The organism is Nonomuraea sp. NPDC054003, from assembly GCF_055585125.1.
The window spans coordinates 63,826-78,580 of the sequence record NZ_JBVJKR010000022.1; the positions used below are offsets into that span (position 1 = coordinate 63,826).

The 14,755-nt window shown below is 71.9% G+C and carries 13 protein-coding genes; 10 read left to right on the plus strand and 3 right to left on the minus strand.

The window, feature by feature from the left end:
• Nucleotides 1–14 precede the first annotated feature (14 nt).
• The 3 genes from ACZ6YG_RS40395 to thrS are packed head-to-tail and all read left to right on the plus strand — an operon-like array spanning nucleotide 15 to nucleotide 3,585.
• The gene (locus ACZ6YG_RS40395; protein ID WP_148031170.1) at nucleotides 15–926 is read left to right on the plus strand and encodes an LLM class F420-dependent oxidoreductase; all 912 of its coding nucleotides are present in this window, start codon (nucleotides 15–17) and stop codon (nucleotides 924–926) included.
• A gap of 42 nt (nucleotides 927–968) precedes the next feature.
• Nucleotides 969–1,577 carry a glycoside hydrolase family 25 protein gene (locus ACZ6YG_RS40400; protein WP_466020871.1) on the plus strand — a complete coding sequence of 203 codons (609 nt, stop codon included), beginning with the start codon at nucleotides 969–971 and terminating at the stop codon, nucleotides 1,575–1,577.
• A gap of 43 nt (nucleotides 1,578–1,620) precedes the next feature.
• The gene (gene thrS / locus ACZ6YG_RS40405; protein ID WP_466020872.1) at nucleotides 1,621–3,585 is read left to right on the plus strand and encodes a threonine--tRNA ligase; all 1,965 of its coding nucleotides are present in this window, start codon (nucleotides 1,621–1,623) and stop codon (nucleotides 3,583–3,585) included.
• Nucleotides 3,586–4,397: 812 nt separating this feature from the next.
• Here thrS and ACZ6YG_RS40410 read toward each other — a convergent pair.
• Complete coding sequence (locus ACZ6YG_RS40410) at nucleotides 4,398–5,120, minus strand: PIG-L deacetylase family protein (RefSeq protein ID WP_148031173.1); 723 nt, start codon at nucleotides 5,118–5,120, stop codon at nucleotides 4,398–4,400.
• 78 nt (nucleotides 5,121–5,198) lie between these two features.
• Here ACZ6YG_RS40410 and ACZ6YG_RS40415 point away from each other — a divergent pair, with 78 nt between their 5' ends.
• The 4 genes from ACZ6YG_RS40415 (at nucleotide 5,199) to ACZ6YG_RS40430 (ending at nucleotide 8,129) form a co-directional block, all read left to right on the plus strand.
• A complete protein-coding gene (locus ACZ6YG_RS40415; RefSeq protein WP_466020873.1) occupies nucleotides 5,199–6,206 on the plus strand; it encodes an RNA polymerase subunit sigma-70 in 1,008 nt (335 codons plus the stop codon).
• Between the two features lie 74 nt (nucleotides 6,207–6,280).
• Nucleotides 6,281–6,694, plus strand: a complete 414-nt coding sequence (locus ACZ6YG_RS40420; protein WP_271278459.1) for a hypothetical protein — start codon at nucleotides 6,281–6,283, stop codon at nucleotides 6,692–6,694.
• Between the two features lie 27 nt (nucleotides 6,695–6,721).
• Nucleotides 6,722–7,531, plus strand: a complete 810-nt coding sequence (locus tag ACZ6YG_RS40425; RefSeq protein WP_466020874.1) for an alpha/beta hydrolase — start codon at nucleotides 6,722–6,724, stop codon at nucleotides 7,529–7,531.
• 67 nt (nucleotides 7,532–7,598) lie between these two features.
• A complete protein-coding gene (locus tag ACZ6YG_RS40430) occupies nucleotides 7,599–8,129 on the plus strand; it encodes an HIT family protein (protein WP_308248775.1) in 531 nt (176 codons plus the stop codon).
• Here ACZ6YG_RS40430 and ACZ6YG_RS40435 read toward each other — a convergent pair.
• Together ACZ6YG_RS40435 and ACZ6YG_RS40440 are read right to left on the minus strand one after the other, a co-directional pair.
• Nucleotides 8,126–9,694 (minus strand): glycoside hydrolase family 10-like protein, encoded by a 1,569-nt coding sequence (locus tag ACZ6YG_RS40435; protein WP_466020875.1) that lies wholly within the window; start codon nucleotides 9,692–9,694, stop codon nucleotides 8,126–8,128. The two genes, ACZ6YG_RS40430 and ACZ6YG_RS40435, sit on opposite strands and share 4 nt — an antisense overlap.
• A gap of 120 nt (nucleotides 9,695–9,814) precedes the next feature.
• On the minus strand, nucleotides 9,815–11,956 hold the full coding sequence (locus ACZ6YG_RS40440) for an elongation factor G-like protein EF-G2 (RefSeq protein WP_466020876.1): 2,142 nt from the start codon (nucleotides 11,954–11,956) through the stop codon (nucleotides 9,815–9,817).
• A gap of 166 nt (nucleotides 11,957–12,122) precedes the next feature.
• On the opposite strand from ACZ6YG_RS40440, the gene pgsA reads away from it, so the two are divergent.
• Genes pgsA through ACZ6YG_RS40455 form a run of 3 tightly spaced genes read left to right on the plus strand, consistent with a single transcriptional unit; the run spans nucleotide 12,123 to nucleotide 14,751 of the window.
• A complete protein-coding gene (gene pgsA / locus ACZ6YG_RS40445) occupies nucleotides 12,123–12,725 on the plus strand; it encodes a phosphatidylinositol phosphate synthase (protein ID WP_466020877.1) in 603 nt (200 codons plus the stop codon).
• Nucleotides 12,722–13,627, plus strand: coding sequence for a phosphatidylinositol mannoside acyltransferase (locus tag ACZ6YG_RS40450; RefSeq protein ID WP_148031179.1), 906 nt, complete (start codon nucleotides 12,722–12,724; stop codon nucleotides 13,625–13,627). Before pgsA ends, ACZ6YG_RS40450 begins: the two co-directional genes overlap by 4 nt.
• Entirely contained in the window at nucleotides 13,624–14,751 is a 1,128-nt protein-coding gene (locus tag ACZ6YG_RS40455; protein ID WP_148031180.1) for a glycosyltransferase family 4 protein, read from the plus strand. Before ACZ6YG_RS40450 ends, ACZ6YG_RS40455 begins: the two co-directional genes overlap by 4 nt.
• Nucleotides 14,752–14,755: the final 4 nt, after the last annotated feature.

Genomic DNA, 14,755 nt, shown 5'->3' on the forward strand with positions numbered 1-14,755 from the left:
GGAGTTCTGTCAGCATGCGATTCGGACTTCTGATCAATGAGCCCAACGGCCAGGATCCGTTCCCCGACCTGCGCGACCGGATCGCCCGCGCGGCCGACGACGGTTTCGACTCGGTCTGGATGTCCCAGATCTTCGGGCTGGACGCGCTCACCTCGCTCGCCGTGGCCGGCAGCGCCGCCCTGGCCGGGGGCCGCGACATCGAGTTCGGCACCGGCGTCGTGCCGACCTACCCCCGCCATCCCGTCGTGCTCGCCCAGCAGGCCATGACCGTCAACGCCGCGCTCGGCGGCCGGCTGGCCCTCGGCATCGGCCTCTCCCACCAGGTCGTCATCGAGGGCATGTACGGCTACAGCTTCGACCGGCCCGCCCGGCACATGAAGGAGTATCTCGACGTCCTGCTGCCCGTCACCCGCGGCGAGCAGGTCGACTACACCGGCGAGACGCTCAAGGCCAACGTGCGGCTCAGCACGCCGGGGGCCGGCCTGCCGGTGCTGGTCGCCGCACTCGGCCCGCGCATGCTCAAGCTGGCGGGCACCGTCGCCGACGGCACCGTCCTCTGGATGACCGGCCGCAAGACCGTCGCCGAGCACATCGTGCCCACCATCACCGCCGCCGCGAAGGAGGCGGGCCGGCCCGCGCCGCGCGTCGTCTGCACCCTGCCCGTCTGCGTCACCGACGACCCGGAGGCCGCCAGGGCCAAGGCCGACGAGATCTTCGTCATGTACGGGCAGCTCCCGTCCTACCGGGCCATGCTCGACAGGGAGGGCGTCGAGAACCCCGGCGGCGTCGCCGTGGTCGGCGACGAGGACGCGGTGCGCGCCCAGATCGACGCCCTGGCCCAGGCCGGGGTCACCGACTTCGTGGCCGCGGTCTATGGCGACCGCGAGCGCGCGCACAAGCTGCTCATCGGCGCGTCGAAGGGCTGATCAGCCGGAGTCGCCATAAACTCCGGCAGGGTGTACTCCGACATGGACAAGCGCTTGCTGCACGGCATCGACGTGTCCAACTGGCAGAAATCCGTCGACTGGGCCGAGCACGCGCGCAGTGGAGTGGCGTTCGCCTTCGCCAAGGCCACCGAGGGCGGCGACTGGACCGATCACTGGTTCTCCCGCAACTGGGACCGCATGCGGGAGAACTGGATCGTCTGCGGCGCCTACCACTTCGCGCGACCCAAGGGTGATCCCGTGCAGCAGGCGCGCCACTTCCTGCGCACGATCAACCAGGCGGGCGGGCTGCGCCGGGGCGACCTGATCGCGCTCGACCTCGAGACCGACGACGGGATCAAGCCCGAGCGGGTCTCCGGCTTCGCCCGCCGCTGGTGCCAGTACGTGGAAGCGCGCACCGGCACGCGGCCGTTCGTCTACACCTTCCAGTCCTTCGCCGAGGAGGGCAACTGCGCGGGCCTGGGCGAGTACCCGCTGTGGATCGCCAGCCCGCACCGCCCGCGCGGCCGGCCGGCGGTGCCGGGACCGTGGCGGGACTGGTCGATCCACCAGCACGCCAACAGCCCGATCGACCGGAACGTGTTCCTGGGCAGCCGCAGAAGGCTGACCAGGATGGGGTTCGACCCGCGATAGCATCGTTTTCCGTCACCGACGAGCGCTATCCAAGGGAGCCATCGTGTCAGCCGAGCTACGCATCACCCTCGCCGGAGCCGAGCGTGTGGTCGCGGCCGGCACGACGGCCGGCCAGGCGCTCGACGCCGACGGCCGCACCGTGATCGCCGCCCGGGTCAACGGCGAGGCGCGCGACCTGGCCCACCCGCTCGCCGACGGCGACGTGGTCGAGCCGATCGAGATCTCCAGCGAGGAGGGCCGGGCGATCGTCCGCCACTCCACCGCCCACGTCATGGCCCAGGCCGTCCAGGAGCTGTTCCCCGAGGCCAAGCTCGGCATCGGCCCGCCGGTCGACAACGGCTTCTACTACGACTTCGACGTGGCCGAGGCCTTCCACCCCGACGACCTCAAGCGCATCGAGAAGCGCATGCGCGAGATCGTCAAGCAGGGGCAGCTGTTCTCCCGCCGTCCCGTCGGCGACGACGAGGCCCGCGAGGAGCTGGCCGACGAGCCCTACAAGCTGGAGCTCATCGGCCTGAAGGGCGGCGCTGACGCCGAGGAGTCGGTCGAGGTCGGCGCCGGCCAGCTCACCATCTACGACAACCTCGACGCCAAGACCGGCGAGCTGCACTGGAAGGACCTGTGCCGCGGCCCGCACGTCCCGTCCACCCGGTCCATCCCCGCGTTCAAGCTCATGCGCTCCGGCGGCGCCTACTGGCGTGGCAGCGAGAAGAACCCGCAGCTCCAGCGCATCTACGGCACCGCCTGGGAGTCCCGCGACAAGCAGGACGAATACCTCAAGCTGCTGGAGGAGGCCGAGAAGCGCGACCACCGCAAGCTCGGCGCCGAGCTCGACCTGTTCAGCTTCCCGCCCGAGCTGGGCAGCGGCCTTCCCGTCTTCCACCCCAAGGGCGGCATCATCCGCAAGGAGATGGAAGACTACATGCGCCGCCGCCAGGCGGAGGCGGGCTACGAGTTCGTCAACACCCCCCACATCACCAAGTCGACGCTGTTCGAGACCTCCGGCCACCTGCCGTGGTACGCCGACGACATGTTCCCGCCCTTCGAGCTGGAGGGCGTCGAATACCGCGTCAAGCCGATGAACTGCCCGATGCACAACCTGATCTTCCGGGCCCGCGGACGCTCCTACCGCGAGCTGCCGCTGCGGCTGTGCGAGTTCGGCAGCGTCTACCGCTACGAGAAGTCGGGCGTGGTCCACGGCCTGACCCGGGTGCGCGGCATGACGCAGGACGACTCCCACATCTACTGCACCCGTGAGCAGATGGTCGGCGAGATCAAGAGCCTGCTCACCTTCGTGCTCAGCGTGCTGCGCGACTTCGGCCTGTCGGAGTTCTACCTGGAGCTGTCCACCCGCGACGACTCCGAGAAGTTCATCGGCGACCCCGCCCACTGGGACGAGGCCACCGAGGCGCTGCGCGAGACGGCCGTGGAGTCCGGCCTGGAGCTGGTCGACGACCCGGGCGGCGCGGCCTTCTACGGCCCCAAGATCTCCGTGCAGGCCAAGGACGCGATCGGCCGCACCTGGCAGCTGTCGACCATCCAGCTCGACCTCAACCAGCCCCAGCGGTTCGGGCTCGAATACCAGGCCGCCGACGGCAGCCGCCAGACCCCGGTCATGATCCACCGGGCGCTGTTCGGCTCCATCGAGCGCTTCCTCGGCGTGCTGACCGAGCACTACGCGGGCGCCTTCCCGCCCTGGCTCGCGCCCGTCCAGGTGGTCGGCATCCCGATCGCCGACACGCACGTGCCCTACCTGCAGGACGTCGCCAAGAAGCTGCGCGAGCGCGGCATCCGGGTCGAGGTCGACGCCTCCGACGACCGCATGCAGAAGAAGATCCGCAACGCCCAGAAGGCCAAGGTGCCCTACATGCTCCTGGCCGGCGACGACGACGTCGCGGGCGGCGCGGTGTCCTTCCGCTACCGCAGCGGCGAGCAGAACAACGGCGTCCCGGTCGACCGAGCGGTCGCCGAGATCGCCGACGCCATCGAACGCCGCATCCAGGTCTGACACCCAACCCCCGGACGCGCCGGACGCGCCGGCCGCATCCGGGGTAAGCCGCACCCGGGACGCACCGCGCTGGACGCGACACCCACTTCACGCGGGCGCCTGCGCATCCGCGAGACGCCCCCGCTGCCCGTCCGCGGGCAGCCGTCCTTCCCGAACGTGTCCGGGGCGGGCCGCGCGCGGGACGCACCGCGGCCGTGGCGCGCTCGGCGCGTCGGGGGTCGGACCGCGTTGAACGCATCGCGACCGTGGCCGTTCAGGGGTCGGACCTCGTGGGATCCGTCGGGACCGTGCCGCGCTAGTGGTACCCCGACCGCGCCGCGCTCGACGCGTCGGGGGTCGGACCGCGTTGAACGCATCGCGACCGTGGCCGTTCAGGGGTCGGACCTCGTGGGACCCGTCGGGACCCGTGCGCGTTGGTGGTACCTCGACCGTGCCGCGCTTGACGCGTCTTAGGGTCTGGCCGCGCGGGACGCGTCGTGATCGTGCTGTGCTGGACGCCTCGGGGGTCGGACCGCGCTGGACGCATCGCGATCGTGTCCGTTCGGGGGCTGGACCGCGCGGACGCGTCGCGACCGTGCCGCTGGTGGTGCCGCGACCGCGCCGTGCTCGACGCGTCAGGGGTCGGACCGCGTTGAACGCATCGCGACGGTGTCCGTTCGGGGGCGGACCTCGTGGGACCCGTCGGGACCCGTGCCGCGCTGGTGGTACCGCGACCGTGCCGCGTTGGACGCGTCCTAGGGTCTGGCCGCGCGGGGCGCATCGCGCGTGCCGTGCTGGACGTGTCCGGATGGGCGGGCGTTGGAGTGTCCGGGTCAGCGGTTGAACAGTCTGAAGGGGATCGCGGGGCGGCCGGCGAAGCGGGTGGCGCTTTCGCGGGCGAAGCCTTCGACGAGTTCGCGCGCGTACTTCTCCGGGTCGTCGCCGGTGAGCGCCTCGATGTAGGCGCGGTGCGCCACCAGTGAGCGCACGCCGGCCTCCAGCCCGTCCGTGACGTCGACGGCGTGGGTGGGGGAGTCGCTGCCCGCGACCGCCACCCAGCGCACGCCGCCCCACGGCTCGCCCGCGTCGGGGAAGATCCACCGGTTGCCGGCGTCGGCGACGGCGTCCATCACGGCCCGGCCGACCGCCCTGTGGTCGGGGGTGTTCCAGTAGGCGCCGCCGGCCCAGGTGTCGTCGAAGTTGAGGGTCACCACCAGCTCGGGACGGTGACGGCGGATCGCCGCCGCGATGTCGCGGCGCAGCGCCGGACCGTACTCGATCACCCCGTCGGCGTGGTCGAGGAACTCCACCGTGGTCACGCCCACGACGGCGGCGCCGGCCCGTTCCTCCCGCTCGCGCACCGGACCCGCCTCGGCCGGGGCGAGCGTGTCGATGCCCGCCTCACCGCGGGTGGCCATCAGGTAGGCGACCTCGCGGCCCGCCGCGGTCCAGGTCGCGACGGCGGCCGCGCAGCCGTACTCCAGGTCGTCGGGATGGGCCACCACGGCGAGCGCCCGCTGCCAGTCGGTGGGCATGGGTTCGAGTTGATCGGCCATGCCCGCCACCCTAGACGCCGGGCGCCCGGATTGTCGGCGGCGGCGCGTACGATGACCCGCGCGACGAGGGGAGGAGCGGTGAGCGAGACCGGCGAGGTGACCGAGGCGATCCGGGCGGGCGACCAGGAGCGGTTCGCCGCGCTGGCCCAGCGCCACCGGCACGAGCTGGAGGTCCACTGCTACCGCATGCTCGGGTCCTACAGCGACGCCGAGGACATGGTGCAGGAGACGCTGCTGCGGGCGTGGCGGCGGCGCGAGACGTTCGAGGGCCGCGCCACGCCGCGCGCCTGGCTCTACCGGATCGCCACCAACGCCTGCCTCGACGCGCTGTCCGGCCCGGCCCGCTCGCGCGAGGTGGTCATGGCGATGGCGGGCGGCGAGCGGTCGGCGCAGGCCGAGGTGCCGTGGCTGCGGCCGATCCCCGACCGGGTGCTCGACCTGGCCGCCCCCGGGGAGGGCGAGCCGCACGCGGTGGCGGCCGCGCGGGAGACGATCGAGCTCGCCTACCTCGCGGCGATCCAGCATCTGCCGCCGCGCCAGCGGGCGGTGCTGATCCTGCGTGACGTGGCCGGATGGCGGGCCGAGGAGACCGCGGACGCGCTGGAGCTGAGCGTGCCGGCGGTCAAGAGCGCGCTCCAGCGGGCCCGCGCCACCCTCCGCGTCCACCTGCCCGAACGCCGCGCCGACTGGAAGCCTGCCACCGCACCGAGCGCGGAGGAGCGGCAGGTGCTGCGCCGCTACCTCAAGGCCTCCCAGGCGGGCGACCTGGACACGCTGGCCGCGCTGCTGCGCGAGGACGCCCGCCAGGCCATGCCGCCCGCGACCCTGCTGTACGCGGGCCGCGCCGCGATCCTCGAGATGTGGCGCCCGGTCATGGAGGGCCCCGAGGCGTGGGGCGAGTGGCGGCTGATCGAGACCGGGGCCAACCGGCAGCCCGCCGTGGCGAGCTACGTGCGCCGCCCCGGCGAGACGTCGTTCACCGCGGTCAACCTCGACGTGCTGCGGATCGAGGACGGCCTGATCGCCGAGATCACCACGTTCGGGCCCGAGGTGCTCGCCGCCTTCGGGCTTCCGGAGAAAATCTGAGTCCCGCCGATTCCTTTTCCCCGCCACCGCCGTCATACGGGCACAACCGACGACGACCTGTGAAGGACGGCGACATGAACACCGGCGACAAGCAGCTTGAGGCCCTGGACCGGCTGGTCGGCACCTGGCGGGTGACGGGCGGCAGCGAGGGCACCGTCACGTACCGCTGGCTCGACGGCGGCTTCTTCCTCATCCAGGAGATCGACCTCGTCCAGGACGGCCACGCGGTCAAGGGCGTGGAGATGATCGGCAGGGAGCGGCCCTTCGGCGGCGAGCCGGGCGAGGACGTCAAGTCCCGCTACTACGGCAGCCAGGGCGAGACCTTCGACTACGTCTACGAGATGGCGGGCGACACGCTCACCATCTGGGGCGGCGAGAAGGGCTCGCCCGCCTACTACCGGGGCACGTTCGACGGCGACTCCGTCACCGGCGCCTGGGTCTACCCGGGCGGAGGCGGCTACGAGTCCAACATGACCCGGGTGAGGTGACCGCTTCACCTGTGGTGGACTGGCCCCGTGAACCTGCCCGGCGCGCTGCGCCCCGCCCTCGTGGTCCTCGCGGTGGCGGTGCTGCTGCTCGGGCTGCTGTGGGTCTTCCAGCGGCGGCTGATCTACCTGCCCGACCCGGCCCCGGTGCCGCCGGCCGGGCAGGTCGTGCCGGGGGCGCGCGAGGTGACGCTGACGACCGCTGACGGGCTGCGGCTCGGCGCCTGGTACGTGCCGGGCGACCACCCGGTGACCGTGCTGGTGGCAGGCGGGAACGCCGGCAACCGGCTGCACCGGGCGCCGCTGGCCCGCGCGCTCGCCGCCCGCGGGCTGCCGGTGCTGCTCGTCGACTACCGGGGCTACGGCGGCAACCCCGGCAGCCCCACCGAGGAAGGGCTGCGCCTGGACGTCCTGGCGGCGCGCGACTTCCTCGGCGACGTGCCGGTGATCTACTTCGGCGAGAGCCTCGGCGCGGCCGTGCTGACCGGGCTCGCCGCCGAGCGCCCGGCGGACGGGCTGGTGCTCCGCTCGCCGTTCACCGACCTGGCCGCGGCGGGGCAGGCCAACTACCCCTTCCTGCCCGTACGGGCCATGCTCCGCGACCGCTTCCCGGTCGCGGAGCGGGTCGCGGCCATCAGGGCGCCGATCGTCGTGGTGTACGGGACCGCCGACACGATCGTGCCGGCCGGCCAGAGCCGCGCGGTCGCCGCGGCGGCCGCGGGCCCGGTCACGGTCGTCGAGATCGCCGGGGCCGGGCACAACGACCCGGTGTTCCTGTCCGGGCCCCGGATGATCGGCGCCGTCACGGACCTCGCCGACCGGATCCGCGACACCCGCTAGAAGGGCGTGGAACCGGCCTGATGAGCACCTCGTCGGTCCGTTGCACGGGGGCCCTATGCTGCTAGATATGCACGATCAGGCAGGGGCAGGGGAGCCCGACAACTTCGAGCGTCTGTGGACCCCGCATCGCATGGCCTACATCAAGGGCGAGAACAAGCCGATCGACACCAGCCCCGACGGGTGCCCGTTCGACGCCATCCCCGAGATGAGCGACGAGGACGGCTTGGTCGTCGCCAGGGGCGAGGTCGTGTACGCGGTGCTCAACCTCTACCCCTACAACTCCGGCCACCTGATGGTCGTGCCCTACCGTCACGTCTCCGACTACGATCAGCTGACCGCCGCCGAGATCGTCGAGCTGGGCGAGTTCACCCAGCGGGCGCTGCGCGCGCTGCGCGAGGCCAGCGGCGCCCAGGGCTTCAACGTCGGCATGAACCTCGGCCACGTCGCGGGCGCGGGCATCGCCGCCCACCTGCACCAGCACGTGGTGCCAAGGTGGGGCGGCGACACCAACTTCATGCCCGTGGTGGCGCGCACGAAGGTGCTCCCGCAGCTGCTCCGCGACACTCGCCGGCTTCTCGCCGACGCGTGGCGCGACTAGCCGGCTTCGACCTTCACCCTGGCCGCGCCGCTCTCGTTGTGGAGCCGGTCGAGCGCCGTCACCAGGTAAGTGCCGGCCGACTTCGCGGTGAACGCCGGGTCCGACACCACGGCCACGAGGTTGCGGGCGTCGGTCGTGTGGCAGTCGTCGCCCGACTTCGGCACCCGGTAGACCGCGTACGCGCGGGCCCCCTTCACCGGCGCCCACGACACGGCGGACCCGGCCGCCTTGACGCCCGACGGCTTCGCCGGGGCGGCGCCGCCGCGCTCCTCCATCAGCGGCAGCAGCGCCGGGCGGGCGTAGTGGGCCTTGGCGACCCGGTCGATGGCGCCCAGCGGGTTGGTCAGCAGCTGCTTGGCGCTGAAGTACACGTCACCGCTGATCCGGTCGAGCTTGCGGTTGAGCGTGAGGTGGGCCGGCAGCTCGCCCGGCTTGGTCCAGGCGGCCTCGTCCTTCGCGCCGACCCGGTAGAGCGCCTGGCCGATGTAGAGGTGGACGTCGGTGCCCTCGACCGCGTCGGCCCACCACGGCGCCAGCTTGCCGTAGCCGGCCAGCTTGTGCGAGCGCGACCAGTAGAGCTGGGGCATCACGTAGTCGACGGTGCCCGCCTCGATCCACGCCTTGGCGTCGGCGTAGATCGAGTCGTAGGCGGACATGCCGGAGGTGTCGGAGCCGGACGGGTCCTGCGCCTTGTTGCGCCAGATGCCGAACGGGCTGATGCCGAACTTGACGTGTCCCTTGGCGGCGTGGACGGCCTCGTCGACCTCGGCCACGAGCTTGTCGACGTTCTGCCGCCGCCAGTCGGCCAGCTTCATGCCCTTGCCGTGCTTCTTGAAGGCCGCGCGGTCGTCGAACGTGCTGCCGGGCGTGGGATAGGGGTAGAAGTAGTCGTCGAAGTGGACGCCGTCGACGTCGTAGCGCTCGACCACGTCGGTGACGACCTTGACCACGTGGCGGCGCACCTGGGGCAGGCCCGGGTTGTAGTAGAGGCGGTCGCCGTACTTGACGGTCCAGCCGGGGTTCTTGCGCGCCGGGTGGGAGGCGGGCAGCTCGGCGACGCTCGCGTCGTAGGCGGCGCGGTACGGGTTGAACCAGGCGTGGAACTCCAGGCCCCGCTTGTGCGCCTCCTTGATGAGGAACGGCAGCGGGTCCCAGCCGGGGTCCTTGCCCGGGGTGCCGGTGAGGAACTGCGACCACGGCTCGATCGACGACTTGTAGAGGGCGTCGGACGCCGGCCTGACCTGGACGAAGACGGCGTTGAAGTTGCGCTTGGCGGCGGCGTCGAGCAGCCTCGTGTATTCGGCCCGCTGCCGGTCGGCCGACAGGCCCTTGCGCGAGGGCCAGTCGATGTTGTTGACCGTGGCGATCCACACCCCGCGCAGCTGGCGTTTCGGGTGGCGCGGGTCGGGGGTGCACGCCGCGGTGACCACCGCGCTCTCGGTCGACTTCTTCTTGGCCGCCTCCGCCTTGCGCTGGCCGGCCTCGGCGGGCCCGAAGGTGTAGGCAGCGCCGACGGCCACGGCGGCGAGGGCGGTGGCGGCGAGGAGTGGGCGTCCGGTTCGCATAGTGCCAACCAGTCTCGCATCGGAGTCGGCATGCTCCGTACGGAAAAAAGAAATCGACTCGTGACACCATTGTGACCGGTGGGCCGGGAGGGGCTGCCCTCCCGGCGACCCGGCGGGATCCTAGCCCGACTCCGCGGCCAGTTTGTCGGCGAGATGCGGCGGCAGCGGCTCGTAGCGCAGGAACGCGCGCTGGAAGGTGCCGGTGCCGTGGGACATGGAGCGCAGGTCGATCGCGTACCGGGTGACCTCCAGCTGTGGCACCTCCGCCTTGACCAGGGTGCGGCCGCGGCCCACCGGCTCGGTGCCGAGCACCCGCCCGCGCCGCGACGACAGGTCGGACATCACGGCGCCCACGTGCTCGTCGGAAACCAGCACCGACAGTTCGTCGACCGGCTCCAGCAGCAGCGTCGGCACCTTCGACGCCGCCTCCTTCAACGCCAGCTGGCCGGCGATCTGGAACGCCATGTCGGAGGAGTCGACGGAATGGGCCTTGCCGTCGTACAGCGTGACCCGGACGTCCACGACCGGATAGCCGGCGCGCACCCCCCGGTCCATCTGCGCCCGCACGCCCTTCTCGACCGACGGGATGAACTGGCGCGGCACGACACCGCCGACGATCTTGTCGACGAACTCGAACCCGCCGCCCGACGGCAGCGGCTCCACCTCCAGATGGCAGATGGCGTACTGGCCGTGGCCGCCGGTCTGCTTGACGTTGCGGCCCATCGCCTGCGTCCGGCCGCCGAACGTCTCCCGCAGCGGCACCCGCAGGCCGATCCGCTCCACCTCGACCCCGTGGCGCTTGGCCAGCCGGTCCAGCAGCACGTCGGTGTGCGCCTCGCCCATGCACCACAGCACGAGTTGCCGGGTTTCGGCGTTGTTCTCCAGGCGCAGCGTCGGGTCCTCGGCCACCAGGCGGCCCAGCGCCTGCCCCAGCTTGTCCTCGTCGGCCTTCGACTTGGCGCGGATCGCCACCGGCAGCAGCGGCTCGGGCATGTCCCAGGCCGTCATCAGCAGCGGCCGCTCGACCTCCGACAGCGTGTCGCCGGTCTCGGCCCGCGACAGCTTGGCCACGGCCACGATGTCGCCCGCCACGCCCTTGGCGATCTGGCGCTGCTGCTTGCCGAGCGGGCAGCTCAGGGCGCCGACGCGCTCGTCGACGTCGTGGTCCTCGTGGCCGCGCTCGGCCAGGCCGTGGCCGGAGACGTGCACGGTCATGTCGGGCCGCAGCGTGCCGGAGAAGACGCGCACCAGGCTGATGCGGCCCACGTACGGGTCGCTGGTCGTCTTGACGACCTCGGCCACCAGCGGGCCGTCGGGGTCGCAGGCGATGTTCGCCACCGGCTTGCCGTCGAGGGTGGTGATCTCGGGCATCGGGTGCTCGTGGGGCGCGGGGAAGCCCTGGGTGACGAGCTCCAGCAGCTCGATCGCGCCCACGCCGAGCCCGGTGCAGAGCACCGGGTGGAAGTCGCCCTCGCAGACCGCCTTCTCCAGGTCCTGGACGAGCACCTTGATGTCGATGGGCTCGCCCTCGAGGTAGCGCTCCATGAGCGACTCGTCCTCGCTCTCCTGGATGATGCCCTCGATCAGGACGCCGCGATGCTCCTCGATGCGGGCCTCGTACTCCGCTCCCGGCTCCTTCTCCGTACGGGTGCCGCCGGCGTAGTTGTAGAACTTCTGCGTCAGCAGCCCGATCAGGCCGTTCACGTTCCCGTTCGTGATGACCGGCAGGTACAGCGGAGCGACCCCGTCGCCGAAGACCTCCTGGCAGGTGGCGAGCACCCCGTCGAAGTCGGCCCGCTGGTGGTCGAGCTTGGTGATGACCACGGCCCTGGGCATGCGGACCTGGGCGCACTCCTCCCACAGCATCTGGGTGAGCCCGTCGATCCCGTCGGTGGCCGACACCACGAACAGCGCCGCGTCGGCGGCGCGCAGCCCGGCCCGCAGGTCGCCGACGAAGTCCGCGTAACCGGGGGTGTCGAGAAGGTTGATCTTGATGCCGTTGAAGGTCAGCGGCGCCGGTGTCAGGTTGACCGAGCGTTGCTGGCGCACCTCCACCTCGTCGAAGTCGCTGACCGTGTTGCCGTCTTCCACCCGGCCTGCCCGCTGGATGGTGCCGGTCGCCGCCAGCAGTTGCTCGACCAGGGTCGTCTTGCCCGCTCCCGAGTGGCCGACCAGGACGACATTGCGTATCGCATCCGCCTTGTCGGCCGCTGGTGCCCTGCCCGCGGCTCCCATGGCCCCGCCCGCGTTCTTGTCCGCCACTACGCCTCCCGCGTCGTCGGTTTGCGTGCCAACGCCGCGCCCGCGCGGGGAGTGAGAAAACCGCATGGACGCGGTGTGTTCACCAAATACCCATGTGGCGGATATCACAAGGGGGCCGGGGCAAAGAAAGTGGCCGGTGCCGGGATGGCCTACGATCGACATCGCGATGCTGAAACTCCTGCGCCCGGCCGTGACCCGGATACTCACCCCGTTGGGCAGGGCACTGGTCCGCCGCGGGATCGGCCCGGACGCCGTCACGGCGATCGGCACTCTCGGCACGGTGGTCTCCGCCCTGTTCTTCTTCCCCATGGGCCTGCTCACCGCCGGCGCCCTGGTGATCACCGTGTTCGTGCTGTTCGATCTGCTCGACGGCGTGGTGGCGCGGCTCGGCGGGGGAGGGGGCAGCACGTGGGGGGCGTTCCTCGACTCCACGCTCGACCGGGTCGCCGACGCGGCCATCTTCTCCGGGCTGATCCTCTACTTCATCGCCGACGGTGACGCCCTGCTGGCGGGCGTGACGCTGTTCGCCCTGGTGGCGGGCCTGCTGGTGTCCTACGCGAAGGCGCGGGCCGAAGGGCTCGGGCTGACCTGCGACGTGGGGCTGGCCGAGCGTCCCGAGCGGCTGGTGGTGGTCCTGGTCGCCGCCTGCTTCTCCGGGCTGGGGGTGCCCTACCTGCTGGCGGCCGGCATGTGGTTGCTCGCGGCGGCCGGAGCCGTCACCGTTGTACAGCGCGTGGTCCATGTCTACCGGCAGACGAGGGAGCGATGAGCGGCAAGCCGTCAGTCACCGATCGCGTCGTCGCCGCGGGGTTCGCGGCGGGCTGGACGCTGGTCCCCTACCTGCCCGAACGCCCGACGGCCGCGGCGTTCGGGTTCCTGGCCGACCGGGTGTGGCGGCGGCGCGGCAGGTCGGTGCGCCGCCTGGAGGCCAACCTGGCCAGGGTGACCGGGCTGCGGCCCGGCAGCAGCGAGCTCGGCGAGCTCACCAGGGCCGGCATGCGGTCCTACTTCCGCTACTTCCACGAGATCTTCCGGCTGCCCTCCATCGACCGCGCGGAGATCGTCCGGCGCACCCACGTGGTCGGCGCCGAACACGTCCACGGCAACGTCGCCGCGGGCCGCGGCGTGGTGCTGGCGCTGCCCCACATGGGCAACTGGGACGCCGCGGGCGCCTGGCTGGTCGGCGTCGGCCATCCGTTCACCACCGTGGCGGAGCGGCTGCGGCCCGAGTCGCTGTTCCGCCGCTACGTGCGCTTCCGCGAAGGGCTGGGCATGGAGGTGCTGCCGCTGACCGGCGGCGACGGCCACAACTTCGGCACCCTCGCCTCGCGGGTGCGAAAGGGCGGCGTGGTGTGCCTGCCGGCCGAGCGTGACCTCACCAAGAGCGGCGTCGAGGTGCAGTTCTTCGGCGCGGCCACCAAGGTGCCGGCCGGCCCGCCGCTGCTGGCCGTGCAGACCGGCGCCGCGCTGCTGCCCGCCGTCGTCTACTTCGACGGCGCCGACTGGGGCATCCACATCCACGAGGAGGTGCCGGTGCCCGAGGAGGGCACTCGCCAGGAGAAGGTCGCGGCCGTGGCGCAGGGCCTGGCCGACGTCTTCGAGAAGGGCATCGCCGAACACCCCGAAGACTGGCACATGCTGCAGCGCCTGTGGCTGGACGACCCGCGGTGAGGATCGGCATCGTCTGCCCCTACTCGTGGGACGTGCCCGGCGGTGTCAAGCAGCACGTCGACGACCTGGCCCAGGCGCTCATGGCGCAGGACCACGAGGTCTCCGTCATCGCGCCGGCCAGTGACGACGACGAGCTTCCCGGCTATGTGACGGGCGCCGGCCGCGCGGTGCCGGTGCCCTACAACGGGTCGGTGGCCCGGATGTCGTTCGGCTTCCTGTCGGCCGCCCGGGTGCGCCGCTGGGTGCGCAACGGCCGTTTCGACGTGCTCCACATCCACGAGCCGCTGATCCCCAGCCTGGGCGTGCTGGCCTGCTGGGCGGCGAAGGGGCCGATCGTGGCCACCTTCCACGCCTCCTTCACCCGCTCCCGGGCGATCGCGATGGCCGAGCCGCTGCTGCAGAGCGCGCTGGAGAAGCTGAGCGGCCGCATCGCGGTCTCCGACGCCGCCCGCAAGAGCCTGGTCGAGCAGTTCGGCGGCGACACCGTGGTGATCCCCAACGGCGTGACCGTCAGCCGCTACACCGACGCCGAGCCGCTCGACGGCTGGGGGCCCGGCGGCGCCACGATCGGCTTCCTCGGCCGCATGGACGAGGAGCGCAAGGGCCTGCCGATCCTGCTCGACGCCTTCAACCTGCTGGCCGCCGAGCGGCCTGACGTCAAGCTGCTGATCGCCGGGCCCGGCGACACCGGCGACGTCTACGACCGGGTGCGCAAGGAGTTCCGCGACCGGGTGACCGTGCTCGGCATGGTGAGCGAGGCCGACAAGATCCGTGCCTACCACTCGGTCGACGTGTTCTGCGCGCCCAACACCCGCGGCGAGAGCTTCGGCATCGTCCTCGCCGAGGCCATGGCCTCCGGCGCGACGGTGCTGGCCAGCGACATCCCGGCGTTCCGCAAGGTGCTCGGCGAGGGGCAGGCGGGCGCGCTGTTCGCCAACGGCGACCCGGCCTCGCTGGCGCGCGAGGCGGGCGCGCTGCTCGACGCGCCGGACCGGCGGGCCAAGCTCGCCGAGGAGGCCCTGGTCGCGGTCATGAAGTACGACTGGTCGACGGTCGCGCGTGACGTGGTGCGCGTCTACGAGACGGTGACGGCGGCCGGCGCCGGCGTGGAGGAAGACCTGTGACACC

Coding starts and splice junctions, on each gene's coding strand:
- ACZ6YG_RS40435 (WP_466020875.1), bottom strand. CDS start 9,694: ATGCGAACCGGACGCCCACTCCTCGCCGCCACCGCCCTCGCCGCCGTG.
- ACZ6YG_RS40450 (WP_148031179.1), top strand. CDS start 12,722: ATGAGCGGCAAGCCGTCAGTCACCGATCGCGTCGTCGCCGCGGGGTTC.
- ACZ6YG_RS40400 (WP_466020871.1), top strand. CDS start 969: ATGGACAAGCGCTTGCTGCACGGCATCGACGTGTCCAACTGGCAGAAA.
- ACZ6YG_RS40420 (WP_271278459.1), top strand. CDS start 6,281: ATGAACACCGGCGACAAGCAGCTTGAGGCCCTGGACCGGCTGGTCGGC.
- ACZ6YG_RS40395 (WP_148031170.1), top strand. CDS start 15: ATGCGATTCGGACTTCTGATCAATGAGCCCAACGGCCAGGATCCGTTC.
- ACZ6YG_RS40430 (WP_308248775.1), top strand. CDS start 7,599: ATGCACGATCAGGCAGGGGCAGGGGAGCCCGACAACTTCGAGCGTCTG.
- pgsA (WP_466020877.1), top strand. CDS start 12,123: ATGCTGAAACTCCTGCGCCCGGCCGTGACCCGGATACTCACCCCGTTG.
- ACZ6YG_RS40410 (WP_148031173.1), bottom strand. CDS start 5,120: ATGGCCGATCAACTCGAACCCATGCCCACCGACTGGCAGCGGGCGCTC.